This is a genomic window from Oceanobacter sp. 5_MG-2023, assembly GCF_030548165.1.
Lineage (GTDB): Bacteria > Pseudomonadota > Gammaproteobacteria > Pseudomonadales > Oceanobacteraceae > Oceanobacter.
Genome location: NZ_JAUORS010000003.1, coordinates 35,888 through 50,053, shown reverse-complemented (window position 1 = coordinate 50,053; position 14,166 = coordinate 35,888). Strand labels below are relative to the sequence as shown.

At 52.2% G+C, this 14,166-nt stretch carries 15 protein-coding genes; 6 read left to right on the top strand and 9 right to left on the bottom strand.

Features of this window, described 5'->3' with window-relative positions:
- Positions 1-34: 34 nt before the first annotated feature.
- The 4 genes from rplI to rpsF all read right to left on the bottom strand — a co-directional run bounded on the left by rplI (position 35) and on the right by rpsF (position 2,117).
- On the bottom strand, positions 35-481 hold the full coding sequence (rplI, locus tag Q4551_RS03215) for a 50S ribosomal protein L9 (RefSeq protein ID WP_303431769.1): 447 nt from the start codon (positions 479-481) through the stop codon (positions 35-37).
- Between the two features lie 29 nt (positions 482-510).
- A complete protein-coding gene (locus Q4551_RS03210; protein WP_303431768.1) occupies positions 511-1,374 on the bottom strand; it encodes a hypothetical protein in 864 nt (287 codons plus the stop codon).
- Between the two features lie 66 nt (positions 1,375-1,440).
- Complete coding sequence (gene rpsR / locus Q4551_RS03205) at positions 1,441-1,671, bottom strand: 30S ribosomal protein S18 (RefSeq protein WP_303431767.1); 231 nt, start codon at positions 1,669-1,671, stop codon at positions 1,441-1,443.
- Between the two features lie 14 nt (positions 1,672-1,685).
- Positions 1,686-2,117 carry a 30S ribosomal protein S6 gene (gene rpsF / locus Q4551_RS03200; protein ID WP_303431766.1) on the bottom strand — a complete coding sequence of 144 codons (432 nt, stop codon included), beginning with the start codon at positions 2,115-2,117 and terminating at the stop codon, positions 1,686-1,688.
- A 634-nt stretch (positions 2,118-2,751) separates the two neighbouring features.
- On the opposite strand from rpsF, the gene Q4551_RS03195 reads away from it, so the two are divergent.
- From Q4551_RS03195 to Q4551_RS03185, 3 genes are all read left to right on the top strand, one after another.
- Complete coding sequence (locus Q4551_RS03195; protein WP_303431765.1) at positions 2,752-3,120, top strand: hypothetical protein; 369 nt, start codon at positions 2,752-2,754, stop codon at positions 3,118-3,120.
- Between the two features lie 71 nt (positions 3,121-3,191).
- Positions 3,192-3,653: a hypothetical protein gene (locus tag Q4551_RS03190; RefSeq protein WP_303431764.1), complete on the top strand. Its 462-nt coding sequence runs from the start codon at positions 3,192-3,194 to the stop codon at positions 3,651-3,653.
- A 14-nt stretch (positions 3,654-3,667) separates the two neighbouring features.
- Complete coding sequence (locus Q4551_RS03185) at positions 3,668-4,246, top strand: hypothetical protein (RefSeq protein WP_303431763.1); 579 nt, start codon at positions 3,668-3,670, stop codon at positions 4,244-4,246.
- A gap of 12 nt (positions 4,247-4,258) precedes the next feature.
- On the opposite strand, the gene Q4551_RS03180 is transcribed toward Q4551_RS03185, so the two are convergent.
- The 4 genes from Q4551_RS03180 to Q4551_RS03165 form a co-directional block, all read right to left on the bottom strand.
- Positions 4,259-6,694 carry an ExeM/NucH family extracellular endonuclease gene (locus Q4551_RS03180; protein WP_303431762.1) on the bottom strand — a complete coding sequence of 812 codons (2,436 nt, stop codon included), beginning with the start codon at positions 6,692-6,694 and terminating at the stop codon, positions 4,259-4,261.
- A gap of 152 nt (positions 6,695-6,846) precedes the next feature.
- Positions 6,847-7,989: a GTP-binding protein gene (locus Q4551_RS03175; protein ID WP_303431761.1), complete on the bottom strand. Its 1,143-nt coding sequence runs from the start codon at positions 7,987-7,989 to the stop codon at positions 6,847-6,849.
- A 182-nt stretch (positions 7,990-8,171) separates the two neighbouring features.
- Positions 8,172-10,682: an ABC transporter permease gene (locus tag Q4551_RS03170; RefSeq protein ID WP_303431760.1), complete on the bottom strand. Its 2,511-nt coding sequence runs from the start codon at positions 10,680-10,682 to the stop codon at positions 8,172-8,174.
- A complete protein-coding gene (locus Q4551_RS03165; protein WP_303431759.1) occupies positions 10,679-11,443 on the bottom strand; it encodes an ABC transporter ATP-binding protein in 765 nt (254 codons plus the stop codon). The genes Q4551_RS03170 and Q4551_RS03165 overlap by 4 nt, the downstream gene beginning before the upstream one ends.
- Here Q4551_RS03165 and Q4551_RS03160 point away from each other — a divergent pair.
- The 3 genes from Q4551_RS03160 (at position 11,442) to Q4551_RS03150 (ending at position 13,717) form a co-directional block, all read left to right on the top strand.
- Positions 11,442-11,693, top strand: coding sequence for a hypothetical protein (locus tag Q4551_RS03160; protein ID WP_303431758.1), 252 nt, complete (start codon positions 11,442-11,444; stop codon positions 11,691-11,693). The two genes, Q4551_RS03165 and Q4551_RS03160, sit on opposite strands and share 2 nt — an antisense overlap.
- 402 nt (positions 11,694-12,095) lie before the next feature.
- Positions 12,096-13,079 (top strand): fatty acid desaturase, encoded by a 984-nt coding sequence (locus Q4551_RS03155; RefSeq protein ID WP_303431757.1) that lies wholly within the window; start codon positions 12,096-12,098, stop codon positions 13,077-13,079.
- Positions 13,079-13,717 carry a GNAT family N-acetyltransferase gene (locus Q4551_RS03150; RefSeq protein WP_303431756.1) on the top strand — a complete coding sequence of 213 codons (639 nt, stop codon included), beginning with the start codon at positions 13,079-13,081 and terminating at the stop codon, positions 13,715-13,717. Before Q4551_RS03155 ends, Q4551_RS03150 begins: the two co-directional genes overlap by 1 nt.
- A 13-nt stretch (positions 13,718-13,730) precedes the next feature.
- Here Q4551_RS03150 and Q4551_RS03145 read toward each other — a convergent pair whose 3' ends face one another.
- Positions 13,731-13,859, bottom strand: a complete 129-nt coding sequence (locus Q4551_RS03145) for a hypothetical protein (protein ID WP_303431755.1) — start codon at positions 13,857-13,859, stop codon at positions 13,731-13,733.
- Positions 13,860-14,166 lie beyond the last annotated feature (307 nt).

The window sequence follows — 14,166 nt, the reverse complement described above, 5'->3', positions numbered from 1 at the left end:
GTATAACCGGTATCCACAGACTGACAGCAGTTACTTATTCAGCCACAACGTGCAGTTTCAGTACCGCTTCTACTTCTGGGTGCAGGTGAATCGCCACATCAAATTCACCAACTGCGCGGATTGGACCTGTTGGCAGACGAACTTCTGCCTTGGCCAATTCAACGCCGGCTTGAGAAGCCAGGTCGGCAATATCGCGGTTACCCAGAGAACCGAACAGTTTGCCTTCATCACCGGCTTTAACGGCAACAGACAGTTCGATTTCTTCGATTTTCTCTTTACGGGATTCAGCTTCAGCCAATTTGGCTGCTGCAGTCGCTTCCAGTTCAGCGCGACGCGCCTGGAAGTGTTCAACGTTTGCTTTGGTTGCAGGAACTGCCTTGCCTTTAGGGATCAGGAAGTTACGTGCATAACCAGGCTTAACGTTAACCTGATCACCCAGTTCACCCAGGTTAGCGACTTTTTCTAACAGAATAATTTGCATCTTGGATTCCTCATTACAGGGAGTCGGTGCTATTTGTCACCAGACGCCGTGTCTTTTAGTCGCATGCGGATATCTAGTACGCTATCCAGCACCGCTACGAAAATTAGTAATGTGTACATGTAAGGCCCAAACACGACCAGACCGATATAAATCGGCAACAGCCAGTTCGAGCTGGCGTTAGTGCCATGCACCACGCCATGGAACACTGCCAGGCCTGCCAACATCATGGCCACGGTTAACACCGGTACCATGCCAGACAATCCCGGCAACAACTGGCCTGCGGTAAGCACAACCAGTACGGCAGGCAGTGTGAATGCCAACGGCAAACGCAACTGTCGAAATTCAATGCCAAACCCTTTCGGGTTATACAAGGCACTCTGCCAATAGCGTCCCAATAACAGACACAAGATAATAACCAGTGTGTGCAAAGCGGCCAGTACCCCATGAATCATGGGGGCAACCAGAGGTTGCAAGCGCGCTTGTAAATCCGGATTGGATTTTAACGCTTCACTGACGGCAACCTCGCTACTGGACACTACCAACGGCAGTACATCGGCCAGCAACAAGGGCAAACACCAATAAATCAATTCTCCCAGTACCACCGCCGTCAGAATCGCCCAATCAAGACGAATCGAATAACGAAGTACCTGAGCAGCCAGGATTGTTCCTGCTGCTACCAGAACAGGGGTCGGATCACCTGCTGCCATCCATGCCAATGCTGGCAAGGAAGACCACAGGACCATCGGCAGACTGTCCCTGGAGGGCTGACGCAACAGCACCAGCGCCTGGAACGCTGCTCCCAGCCAAAACAGCATGGGGACAGCGTAAGCAATGGCCGCAACCAGAGTTACCCTCTGGCGGCTTTGCATGGCCCATTGAGCCAGATTTTTCATGCTTGATGCTCATGTTGATTAAGGTAAACGGGCTTGTGGCTCAGTTTATCCAACCAACAAGACCAATCAATTATCGTGCGCGTCTGAATACGGCAGCAGTGCAATGTAACGTGCACGCTTGATAGCAGTAGACAGCTGACGCTGATACTTGGCGCGCGTACCAGTGATACGGCTTGGAACAATCTTGCCGGTTTCAGTGACATAGCCTTTCAGGGTATCCAGATCTTTATAATCGATCTCTGTGACACCTTCAGCAGTGAAACGGCAGAACTTGCGACGACGGAAAAAACGTGCCATGAGTAACTCCTCTCTTAATCTTCGTCTTTGGCGGAATCGGCAGAATCTTCAGTAGCAGATTCTTCAGTCTCAACCGCTTTTTCACGGTTGTCTTCGCGCGGCTCAGGACGACGACGATCTTCGCGGCTTTCAGCAGCTTTGATCGGAGAAACATCAGTCACCGCTTCATTACGACGGATCACCAGGTTACGCAGAATGGCATCGTTGTAACGGAAGTTGGTGGTCAGTTCGTCCAGGGCTTCCTGGGTACACTCTACGTTCATCAGAATATAGTGTGCTTTATGAACATCGTTGATCGGGTAAGCCAGGTGACGACGGCCCCAATCTTCGAAACGGTGGATAGATCCTGCAGTGCCTTCGATAGTCGCGGTGTAACGCTCAACCATCGCTGGAACTTGTTCGCTTTGATCTGGGTGAACCAGAAAAACGATTTCGTAGTGACGCATTGTCAGCTCCTTATGGGTAAAAAGCCTTCCGGCCAATCCGGTAAGACAAGGAGTCCGTTTTTATTATCAGCCGCTGTGGCGCTGTAAACAGCACCGCGGATTTAACAATAGTGTACGGATAAAAAGGAGCGCGGAATTTACCAGAATAACGGTGAAAAAACAAACAGGAAACGTATTCCTTGCGAGTGCTGTGATCGCGGCGGGATGCACGGCCCCTTATTCCGGATTTTTGTGTTTGGTATGGCTGGCCAACCCAGCACAGGTACCGCACAGGCCTTGCTGCGGCATCCAGTCACATTGCTGCTACATAACCCGGGAGTTATTCTGCTTGCGGGCTATGAGGGTAGCTCGATTCCCATCTGCTGGGGCGCTGATCTGATTCCGTCAGTGCTTTCAGCCTTTGCGCTAAGCAACGCCCGTAACCAACAACAATGGCACTGTTATTGGTTACGGGCGATTTTCTTGCCGCTTTCTCACCGTTTTGCCTTTTTCTTTCTTGTTCTTTCCGCTCGCCACACGCTGCGTTTCATGCCAGCACCGTCACATTCAGGATAACGCCAAACGGCGCAATCTGCACAGCCTTGGGGTATATTGCGCAAATAGATCCCGACTCTTCAGAGGCACAGCTACAACGATGACTTCCACTCTCCCTGATATCGAAATTTACCTGTTAAAAGCCGAACCGGAGCAAGTACGTGCCTGGCTCGAATCCAGTATTGGCCCCGTCACCGACACAACCCTCAAGGGTAACAGCCACTTCTGGCGTTGTGAAAATATGGACATGGTGTTTACCGTCCGGGCAGAAGGTAATTTCGACAGTCTATGGATCAAGCAGAACCATACGCCATGGGCAGATGATCTCGAATGTGCCCGTTCGGCCCATCATGTGCTGGAAACCGAGATTCGCTGTGCTGCCCGCGTTTGGAAAGAATCTGAAACCGAAGACCAGCCAGGCTGGGTCAAGCTGACCCATGGACAGGAAAAGCCATTCGAATGGAAATAATCATTCTCTATTGCAAATAAGAATAATTATCATTAGAGTGGTCTTGACCTGATCAGAAAGAGACCACGCTTATGTCCGCCACGCTACTCGCCTTTCCGACGCAACCTGCCCAAATCAATGCCATCCCTGACTCCGGCAGTCGCAGCAATAACCCCTGGCCACAACTGACTTCCGGGTCCAGCAACAGCCGGCGACTGGAACAACTGGAGCAGTTGATTCCGCAGCAACACAGCGATGTGTTACTGACACTCTGGGTGAATGAATATCTGGATATCGGCTTGGAACTGGCAGAAGAGGCCGGCAGCCGTCACCTGCCAGCCTTACAGGAAAGCTGGCTGCGTCGCCTTTACAGCCACCTGCGTAACACAGCTTTTGCCGATGACTGCAGCCCTCAATGTCGACAACTGTGCCTCGAAAGCCTGTATCAGCCCTTTTTTGCCCTGCGCTACTTATATCGGCAGCAGCCACAAGGGCGTCTCTGTATCCGCCGCCTGAGTCAGGATTTATCAGCCTCTACCCGCTACCTGATTTAACTGGAGCCACATCAATGACAGATATCGCTATTCTGTACGACAGCAGCTGTCGTTGTTCGACGGCGACCGCCTGCGCACTGGAGCACCATATTCATTGGGCTCCGGTCGCGCTGTGCAATTTGCTTAGCTGTATTCCGGAAGATATCCAGCCCTACCACACCCTGGTGATGGCGCTGCCAATCCATGCTTTTGGCACTCCGGAAACCCCTTGGGCAGACGCCTGGCCTATTCTGGAAGAGTTGAGTTATCACGGTAAACAAGTAGTGCTGTGCGGCACGGGCAACGAATTCTGCTATGACGATGACCGCCTGCACGCCCTGGCGCAGCTCAGTACTCAACTACAACAGCTAGGGGCTGAATTGCTCGAAGGGCTGACCGATATGCCCATGACGCTGCTGAACCAATGGCTGACACAACAGCACCCATGCCGCTGGCAACCGCAAACCCGGTTGATCTACTCCGATGGCCTGTCAACCCGACAACAACCACTGTACGACAAAGAGCTGGAAGCACTGGTCGAACGTATTCGGCTGCGCTACCAATCCAGTGGCACCATGCCCATGGCACGACCTCACCCCAACAGGCTGGACTGACACCCGACTCCCTTATTGACCACTGCTGCCGACCCGTAATCCAATCACTACCGGGTCATGATCGGATGAACGATAGCTATCGGCCTGACCATAGTGATCAACTGACGCATAGCTCTGACCATTGGCGTCGGTTTCATAACCCATCAGTGCATCTTCCACCGAGTTGATATGCCAGGCGCCCGCACTGACTACATGATCCGCAAAGGTGGCCGTTGCCAAGGCATGGTCCAGACTGCCGAGCAAGCCGTTGTAACTGTAGGTATAAGGTTTCGCTTCGGTTGCCACATCCGAGCGCTTGAGGTCATGGTATCCCCCTGCCAGCAATACCTGCAGCGGGTCTTCCTGGCTGTAAGCATTCAAATCCCCCATCACCAGGACAGCGGTGGATGTCACCCCCGTTGGCTGTGTTTGCAAATACTGCAACAAGCCAGTAGCCGCCCGGGTACGCATAAGATTGCAGTTACCCTGGCCATCGGCACCTTCGTGTTGCTCATGACAAGCCGAGCCTTTTGATTTGAAATGATTGATCGACAGCGTAAACACAAAGTCATGAAACTCGAACGACTGGATCAGGGATGGCCGGTGTTTGCGGTCGTTGAATAACACGCCCTGCCGGTCACGTGGCGAATTGGCCGATGACAGCACCTGGGTCGTGCCTCGTAACCGAAGACGTCCAGGCCGATACAGCAATCCGACCGTAATGGCATCCGTACCAATACGCGGCGTGCCCGGGTCCACAAACGCATACTCATCGCCGGGAGCCTGCAAGGCATTCATGGCATCCAGCAATTGCTGAATGGCACTGTGCTTGTCGTAGCCGTCGTTTTCGATTTCCATCAAACCAATGATATCCGCATCCATGGCAGCCATCGCCGCGACCACCTTGCTGCTTTGTAACTGGAAGGCGGCGTAGGTACTGGCACCACGGGAGGCAGGAAAGCCGCCACCCTGGCCATCACCGTTAAAATAGTTCAGCACGTTCATGGAAGCGATACGCAAATTGGCATCCGCACTCACCGTTGGTGTCGAGGTACGGGCATGACTGGCAGCCATACGGTATCGTTCGGGAATCAGCATAAAATCGTTTTTGAAATGATGGATCACGCCGCTCAAGGTGGTAAATGAATCACCGATCCGTACCGGGTTATCGGCGCGGTAGCCGGTTGTCGCATCAGGAAAAGGAATAAATGTGGGGTAACGGCCACTCATGCCGTCATCCACCAACAACCGGTCCAGCACATAACGTTCAAGCAGTGCATCCACAGCCTCTGACCCTGGCGGTACGACATCGGTCGGCTGAAAATGCAAAGAGGAAGACACCACCAGCTGACCATAATTGCCTAACCCATAACCGGCACCATACAGGTCGGCAACCAGCAGCCGGGTGTGACTGTGCACTCTCATGCCTTCGAGGGCTTCCCAGTCGGCCAGATCCCTCACCGGCAAGACCAGCGGCTGCGCCCGAGGTAACGCTGTATCCCGGCGACACACCGTCAGGTCACGGATATTACCCAGCCGCGTCACTCCTGACGTTTTCCCCACGGTTCCCTCCAGCCGTACGGTATCACCGACACGAATATCCGCCCCTTTGCTTTTAACAAATATCCCTTCTGAACTGCGGGCATCGTTATCGGCATCGGCGTCTTCTTCCTGTATCCAGAAGCCCCCATAGCCCACTCGGGCATCCAGTGTGACCACGGCTTCCACCAACACCCGTCGATTATTCAATGGGCTGGTATCGTCACTGACATGGCGAATACGGCCCTGGATAGCACTGATCCGGGTAACGCCCGTTGGATCACCACACTGCCCGGACCGGGATTGTTCCGGCTGATCGTGGCACGAATTCCGCGCACCGGGAGTCGCTTCGTCAACCTGAAAGGCGGCACCGGAGCGAGCGGATGTGGCACAGCGCTGGGAAGAATGCCTGTTTTTGTCGCCCGCTGAACCTTCATCGACCTGCACCGGGTCAGCCAGCATCAGGACGCTTAATAGTCCGCGATCGTCCGCATCACGGGTACCGTACACCAGAGCATCCACCAGATTGCTGGCGGTGACAGCCGTACCTTTGGGGAAATCAGCCACCGAACCATGGTACAGGGCAACGGCATCGGCACCGTTTTGCAGAATATTGTTCCCTATTTCCAGGCCGCAACCAGCGATCGTGGCAGCGCTACCACAGACCACAAAATACCCTTCCGCATTTGTGCGCCTGGCCGACAAATCCAGCGCCAGATAGGCGCGGTCGTTGCTGCCGTTATACAGCACCAGTACGTAGCCGGTTAATGACGTCGCACCACGACCACCGTTGTACAGCTCGATAAATTCGGCGTTGTCATTGCCTTCGGTGTCGGCATCTACCTCATTGATCAGTAGTGTTGCCTGACAGCTCAGTGCCAGCAGCGAAAGGCCAACCGCCGCCAGTACCGAATAAAACGTGCGCATCATCGCAACCTGCTTATTATCAGAAGATGAAGAGAATGGGATACCGCGACATGGCACACCAGGCTACGGCATGCCAAACGAGCGATGGTAACGATGGCAGTCCTGTGCCATCGGGATAAACAGACAATGGATAACGTCAGCCCGATGCCGCTACGCTAGGATGCCATCCCGCTTAACGCGCAGGCCTGCCAACCAGCTTCCAGCGCCGCTTGTGGCAACACGTTCAGATCGATCAATTCCAGCCGGTTTTCAAAAGCAATGACACTGGCGTCTCCCAGCAGCTGCTCCGTCAGAGTGCCTTCGCGCAGATTGAATGCCACTACCCCGGCGTCGGTTGCCAGTACCGCCTTGGCTCGTTCAATCTCCAGGCTATACAACCAGTTCCGCAATGCCGCCAACGAAAACAGCCATGGCTGCGCAATCAACCAGCCTAACGCATGATAGCCATCACCCTGATGTGGCAAAGCCCGAAAAGATTCACCAGCTTCCAACTGCAACGGCTGAGTCAGATCCAGCACCGGCGGGAGCCTGAGTGTTGTATTATTTGCCGTTACGCTTGCTTCTGATGCTCCAGCCTCAGCACCGGCTGCGATCAGCAAGTCGGGAGACAGCTGCCCCTGGGTAATCCGGACAGCCTGGAGTTGCGGATTCTCTAACTGTCGTTCGGCCACCAAGGCATCAAACAGCCGCAGATCTTCCGGCTGACAGACATCGATTTTATTGGCCACCAGCACATCCGCTACCGCAATCTGATCGGCGTAAATCTCATGCTGGCGATATTTCGGCTGACTCAGATGGCGCGGGTCGACCAGCGTCACCGTGTTTGCCACTTTCAGCACATCCTGATAACCCGACTGGGAGAGTATTTTCAGAATCTGGCGCGGATGACCCAGACCGGTTGGCTCAATCAGCAAGACATCCGGCTTTTCCCGACTGATCAGACTGTTCATGCCAATCTGGAACGGCAGCCCCGAGACACAGCACAGACAGCCGCCAGGGACTTCCCGTACCACCACCCCGTCTCCCAGTGTTTTCAATATGGTGCCATCCACCCCGACTTCGCCAAACTCATTCACCAGTACCGCCCATTTTTCTCCGGCTGGACGATGCTGTAACAAATTCAAGATCGTGGTGGTTTTGCCTGTCCCCAGAAAACCGGTAATAACAGACACCCGCACCTGGGGAAGTGGCGGTCTTGATGCTGTTCCAGCACGAGAGACCGAACCCGCAGTACCGGAATCTCCCTTGTCGGAAGCAGAGCAAGATTGATCAGTGGCTGGTGTGTCAGGAAGGGCCATAGCAAAATCCGCAGCAGGTCAAAACGTTGCAGACTAACATAGACGCTGTATTTTGACTTGTTGCGCCTCGCCCTGGCCGCTTGCACAGCTTAGGCCGGGCAGCTTATCAAGCCATTGAGCAACACCTTTTGGCAGCGCCAGATCAACGAATGATCTGGCATATGCCGATCATGTACTGCAAGTCAGCTCAACTCGCGCATCACAATCAAGGGCGCAACACGAATGGTTTTGCGCAAGAGCAGCGTCGCCAGCCCGGAGAGTACCAAAGCCGACAGCAAGGGTAACCACAACCAGATCCAGCCCAGACCACTGTACGGAATAGCCAGTACCTGGGTGTACAAGGCCCAGCACAAAGCTTCGGCGGCCAGCAACGCCAGCAACGCGGCAATCAGTCCCATCAGAGAAAACTCACAAAGCTGGGCCTTGCGTATCATCCCACTGCTGGCTCCCAGGGTTCTTAGCAGGGCACCTTCCTGCAAGCGTTCCCTCAGGCTCGCCACCAGCGCCGAGACCATTACCAGCATAGCGGCGATCAACACCACCGCCAGGATCAGCTCCACCGCCAGGCTGACCTGATACAACAACGATTGCAACTGCCCCAGCAACGCCTGCATATCAAGGATATTGATCGCTGGAAATTCCCGGATCAGGCTGGTCAATTCGGCCTGGGATTGCTCCGGGACGTTAAAGCTGGTGATGTAGCTGGGCGGCAATTGTTCCATCAGGTCAGAGGAAAACATCATAAAAAAGTTAGGACTGAGTGAAGTCCAGTCGACTTCCCGCAAACTGCTGACACTGGCTTCAAACTCAACACCGGCGGCTCGGAAAGCCAGGGTATCCCCCAGTCGTACACCTAACCGCTCCGCCAGTTCAACTTCTATCGACAGTTGGCCGGAACCACTCATCGCTTGCCAGTCCCCAGCCACAATACGATTGGAGGACGGCAACTGATGATCAGCCGTCAGCGCCAGATCGCGATCAATCGCACCTATATTCTCCAGCCCCAGCTCCTGGATACTGCGACCATTAATGGTCAGTAATCGTCCCGGCACCATGGGATAAATGGTCTGGGCATCAAAGCCGCGTTCTACCAGCCCGCTTTGAAAGCCTTCCTTGTCGTAACTCTGGATATTCATGGCAAATACATTCGGGGCATTGGCTGGCAAGCTGTTTTGCCAGTCAGCCAACAGGTCATTACGCAGCATCGCAATCACGATCATGACTTGCAGTGTCAGCGAAAAAGCCAGTATTTGCCCGGCAGTCTGGCGGCTGTTACGGCTCAGGTGCTGCCAGGCAAAACGCCAGTGTAGCGCCAGGCTGGTATTTTCCAGTCGCTTGCGTAAGCCGGAGATACCCAGCTGCAATACTCCGAGCAAGACCAAGACCAGAAGCGATCCGCCCCCCATCACTAACAAGGTGAGTAACAAATCACGGGTAAACACCCACAGCAGCAGGGTCAATGACAACAACGCCAAACCGGTCATCAGCCAACCGGCCAATGGCACCGGTGTCAGATCCCGCCGCAACACCCGCAAGGGTGACACGGTTGCCAGCGGCAGCAGATGCGGCAAGCCAAATCCCAACAGCGTCACCAACCCGGAGCTGAGGCCCAACAACCAGGCCAGCGCCGGAGCGGCGGGCATCTCGGCAGGCAAAACATCCGCCAGTAACTGGATAATCCCCGCTTGCAACAGCAGCGCCAGTAACGCCCCGATCGCCGCTGCCGCCACGCCCAATGTCACCAGTTGCCAAAGGTAGAGCCGCAGCACATCAGCCCGGTGCAAACCAAAGGTACGCATCAGGGCGCTGATATCAAAATGCCGGAGGGCGTAACGCTGCGCTGAAATCGCTACCGCAATGCTGGCCAGCACCACCGCCAACAGAGAGGCCAACGCCAGATACTGGCGGGCTTTTGCCAGCGAACGGGCCATACGCTGATTGCCATCTTCCAGGGTTTCAAATTTTTCCTTGTCGCTGAGCGGCCACTGGTCTTGCAGCTGTGCCAGAGCATCCGGCTCCCCCTGCATCAGCAAGCGATAGCGCAAACGACTGCCCGGCCCCAGCAAGGCACTGCCCTGAACATCGTCCCAGTGCACCATCATCCGTGGCGACAAGCTGTACAGGCCACCACCACGATCAGACTCTTCCATGATTTCCCCAGTGACCCGGTAGCTTTTGTCCCCCAGTTCCAGTTCATCCCCCAGAGAGGCACCCAGCAACGCCAGCAAGCGCGGTTCAACCCAGGCTTCTCCCGCTGCCGGGCCATGATTCTGTAACACCGGTTCCGGATGACTGGCGGCGATCACCTTTAATCGCGCCTGCATCGGATAGCCGTTATCCACCGCCTTGATTGCTGCCAGCGTCATATTGTCGCCGTGTAACACCACACTGGGAAAAGTCATTAACTGAGCGGTTTCCAGACCCAGACCGACTGCCAGTTGCCGTTGTTCATCGGTAAAGGGGGCGGTGGATCGAACCCGCAAATCAGCCCCGAGCCAGGCACTGGAGTTATCATCCAGCGACAGCTCGAGGCGGGCACTGAACAGCGCAATGGCAGTGGTGGATGTCACCGCAATCAGCAGCGCCAGTAAAATCAGCGTTAATTCACCACTGCGGGCCTCACGCCATAGCAGCCGTAATGCCAGCCGCCACTGTGCCAGCAAGGGTAATCGGGTCATGGGTAATGTTGTCATGCCGAAGCCTCGGCGACAGTCACATCCTGCAGTTGGCCATCGGTCATACGTACCTGACGCTGGCAACGCTGTGCCAGTTGTGGGTCGTGAGTCACCAGCACCAGCGTGGTGCCGTAGTCAGCGTTCATCTGGAATAACAAATCTTCAATCTGTTTGCCGGTGGCGCGATCCAGATTACCGGTGGGCTCATCAGCAAACAGAATATCCGGCTGACCCGCAAAGGCCCGCGCCAGCGCCACCCGTTGTTGCTCCCCCCCCGACAACTGGCTGGGGTAATGACTGATACGATGACCCAGACCAACGCTGTCCAGCAACGATTTTGCTTCACGCTGTGGTTTTGTTTGCTGGCGAATTTCCAGCGGCAACATGACATTTTCCAGTGCCGTCAACCCTGGCAATAACTGGAAGTTCTGAAACACAAAGCTGACCCCTTGCGCCCGTACTGCCGCCCGCTGGTCTTCATCCAGCTGGTCGAGCCGGTGTCCGAGCAGTGACAGCTCACCAGCAGAGGGTAAATCCAGCCCGGCCATAATCCCCAGCAAGGTGGATTTACCACTGCCGGAGGTACCGACAATAGCCAGACTGGTACCTGCTTCCACCTGCAGGGAAACCGCCTTCAATAACGTCAGCGGTTGTCCTCCCGCTTGCACTGTTTTACCAACACGGGTTAACTCAAGGGCTAGGCTGTGGTGACCGTCTGTCGCAGAGGACGAGGCCGGTTTTTCAAGGGGATCAAGCGAGATGTCGCGGTTATTACGCATGGCTAATATCAAAATCCTGTTAGTGGCACTGGTCGTATTGACCGGCTTGCCGTCACTGGCAGAACCGGCGGATACCGGGCGTCACGCCGCCCCGATGATTCTCGTCGTTGGAGACAGTATTAGTGCCGGATTCGGCGTGCCGATTCAACAAAGACAGGTCACTCTGCTTCAGCAGCAGCTGCAACAGCGTGTTCCACTGGTCACGGTAGTCAATGCCAGTATCAGTGGCGACACCAGCCAGACCTGCTGATAATCGAACTCGCGGCAACGATAGCCTGCGCGGCACACCACCCAGCGTTATCCGCAGCAGATGATTGCCATGGCCGAACACAGAGGCATCATGCTGCTGGGTATGCAAAATTCCCCCCAATTATGGCACTCGCTACACCGACGGCTTTGCCAATATTTATAACGATGTCCCCATCAGCAAGAAACCCGCGAGCGCCGAATGTGAATAGCGTCACATTTATTGAATTGCTCAATAAAAAAATACCATTTATACATTATCATGCAGGAGCCTGAGAACGAGAAAAGCCAGAATAATACAAAGATGCCGCTTAATAGTTTCAGGTGATATTTAGGTGACTACTGCCTTGAAAAACACTGAAGCATGGGTTATCGTGATTTTTGAATCTGATTCAAAGTATATATTATGAAAAAATCGCACTGGAATACAATAAGAGAGCAATTCCCGCGAAAAGGTTTTTCCAGTGCAACACTATTCATCTGGATATGCGATTTTATTTTGCTTGGACTCTCTTTCTACCTCTTTCAACTAAAAGGGGTTTACATAATATTATCCTGGTTTTTTCTGACCACAGTTTTATTACACGCATATTTATTCCAACACGAAGCCACACACAATACTTTAACCAGGAAAATCACAACCAATGATTTTTTAGGACATTTATTTAGTTGGTTGATTTTTATGCCTTATTTGTCAAGAAAACGATCACACGTATTACATCACCGTTATACAGGGCATCCGACTCTCGACCCTGCCAACAAAAGAGCGATCGATTTCTTCTCCGTCCTTTCTGACAAAATGTCCAGAAAACTAGAATTTGTCTGGAAATATTGGATACCATTATTTGTACTAAATGACAGAATCGGCCTTTGGCGAGATCCATTTCAAGATATACATAAAAATTATAATTCCCTGTCACTAAAAAAAGAGCGAAAGTATTCTGTTATTTATTTTTCTTTATACCTGTTAGCACTAATAATACTGTTTAGTTCCTCTCTCTTGGTAACGGCATTATTTTGGTATATTCCCGCACTTATATTATTGTTCTATCTCGAAGAGCTCGTTAATTTACCACATCATGCAGAAACACCACTATTAGACAAGGAAGACAAACCGTTGCATTTTTCTAAGCAATACTTGGTGTCTCATTCATGCAAGCATGTTCCAGTCTGGTCAAATTTTTTCTTGCTAAACTTCAACCGCCATATTCCGCATCATTTTTTTCCTTGGGTATCCTGGAATCAACTACCTCAATTAGATGAAAAAATCAGAATGAACATTGATCCGGGCTTGATAGAAGACAAAACACGTAATGAAATCAAGTGGTCCATAACCAATCGCAAGCGTTCCATTCTAGATATAATGGGGCATTATTTTGATAAGCGATAGTGTTTTTTGAGATTAGAGAACCCGGCCAATACAAACAAAATCCTTCAATCACAATTATATTACTCCATATGAAATTCAAATTAGTAGAAACTGATCAAGAACGCTATTTGGTACAAAAACTGTATCATGATTGCCTAGTGTCAGAAAACACCATACCTGCCCAAGCATCCGGAATTATCAATATGTATCCTCAACTAGAGGATCTGTACAATAGTGATGTAATATTCGTCAAAGAAGACGATAAAATAGTGGGGACAATCAGTGTTTCAAGAGATGTTCATATGGGCGCACCTGCTGATAAATACTTTCCCAAAGAAATGACACAGATACGTAAAAACAACAGCAATATTTGTAATGTTTGGCGTATTTGCACACACCCGGACTACAGGTCAAAGAACAGTTTGATAAAACAGCTTGTAAAGCAAGCGATACAGATTATCATTAAAAAAGACTATGAAGAGATTGTTATAGCAGTCAATCCTGAAAATGATTTTTTTTATAAGAGAGTTTTAAAATTCACTGAAATCGCCCGGATAACTCAAATGCCCAACGAACTGATACCGGCAGGTGTGGTGCTAATGAAGGTACCTCTACAAAATTTACCAGAATATTGGAAAAAAGGTGTGTCATACTTTTAATCAAGCTATCAGATCACTGGCTTTCATCCAGGTCAATTCGACTGAGTTTTGGCGATAATTCTTCGTTCATCGCACCGCGTTTATCGCCGCAAATCATCCCTCCGGTTGCATCCACCAATACCAGACAGTCATTCAATGGCATCGGGATACCCGCTGGTGAATGTTGTTTCTGATGGCCAATCAATAGCAGAAGGTCAGGGCATTATCGATTGACGGCATTGGCTTTTACTGCGGTTTTCACGTGATTTATTCGACGACGAACAGATGTGTGATCCAGTGTTTCTGGCGGCTGCAGCCATGTCTGCCCGAGCAAACCGTTGTAACAGTACATTGCCCTTGAACAGCCAATGCCAGCGCAGTAGCCCCATATCGTTCCGGTTCTTCCCCTGCTGAATATCAACAAACAGCGCCACATGATAGTGATTCGACATCACTGCATAAGCGGCCTG

Coding starts and splice junctions, on each gene's coding strand:
- rplI (WP_303431769.1), bottom strand. CDS start 481: ATGCAAATTATTCTGTTAGAAAAAGTCGCTAACCTGGGTGAACTGGGT.
- Q4551_RS03210 (WP_303431768.1), bottom strand. CDS start 1,374: ATGAAAAATCTGGCTCAATGGGCCATGCAAAGCCGCCAGAGGGTAACT.
- rpsR (WP_303431767.1), bottom strand. CDS start 1,671: ATGGCACGTTTTTTCCGTCGTCGCAAGTTCTGCCGTTTCACTGCTGAA.
- rpsF (WP_303431766.1), bottom strand. CDS start 2,117: ATGCGTCACTACGAAATCGTTTTTCTGGTTCACCCAGATCAAAGCGAA.
- Q4551_RS03195 (WP_303431765.1), top strand. CDS start 2,752: ATGACTTCCACTCTCCCTGATATCGAAATTTACCTGTTAAAAGCCGAA.
- Q4551_RS03190 (WP_303431764.1), top strand. CDS start 3,192: ATGTCCGCCACGCTACTCGCCTTTCCGACGCAACCTGCCCAAATCAAT.
- Q4551_RS03185 (WP_303431763.1), top strand. CDS start 3,668: ATGACAGATATCGCTATTCTGTACGACAGCAGCTGTCGTTGTTCGACG.
- Q4551_RS03180 (WP_303431762.1), bottom strand. CDS start 6,694: ATGATGCGCACGTTTTATTCGGTACTGGCGGCGGTTGGCCTTTCGCTG.
- Q4551_RS03175 (WP_303431761.1), bottom strand. CDS start 7,989: ATGGCCCTTCCTGACACACCAGCCACTGATCAATCTTGCTCTGCTTCC.
- Q4551_RS03170 (WP_303431760.1), bottom strand. CDS start 10,682: ATGACAACATTACCCATGACCCGATTACCCTTGCTGGCACAGTGGCGG.
- Q4551_RS03160 (WP_303431758.1), top strand. CDS start 11,442: ATGGCTAATATCAAAATCCTGTTAGTGGCACTGGTCGTATTGACCGGC.
- Q4551_RS03165 (WP_303431759.1), bottom strand. CDS start 11,443: ATGCGTAATAACCGCGACATCTCGCTTGATCCCCTTGAAAAACCGGCC.
- Q4551_RS03155 (WP_303431757.1), top strand. CDS start 12,096: ATGAAAAAATCGCACTGGAATACAATAAGAGAGCAATTCCCGCGAAAA.
- Q4551_RS03145 (WP_303431755.1), bottom strand. CDS start 13,859: ATGCCATTGAATGACTGTCTGGTATTGGTGGATGCAACCGGAGGGATG.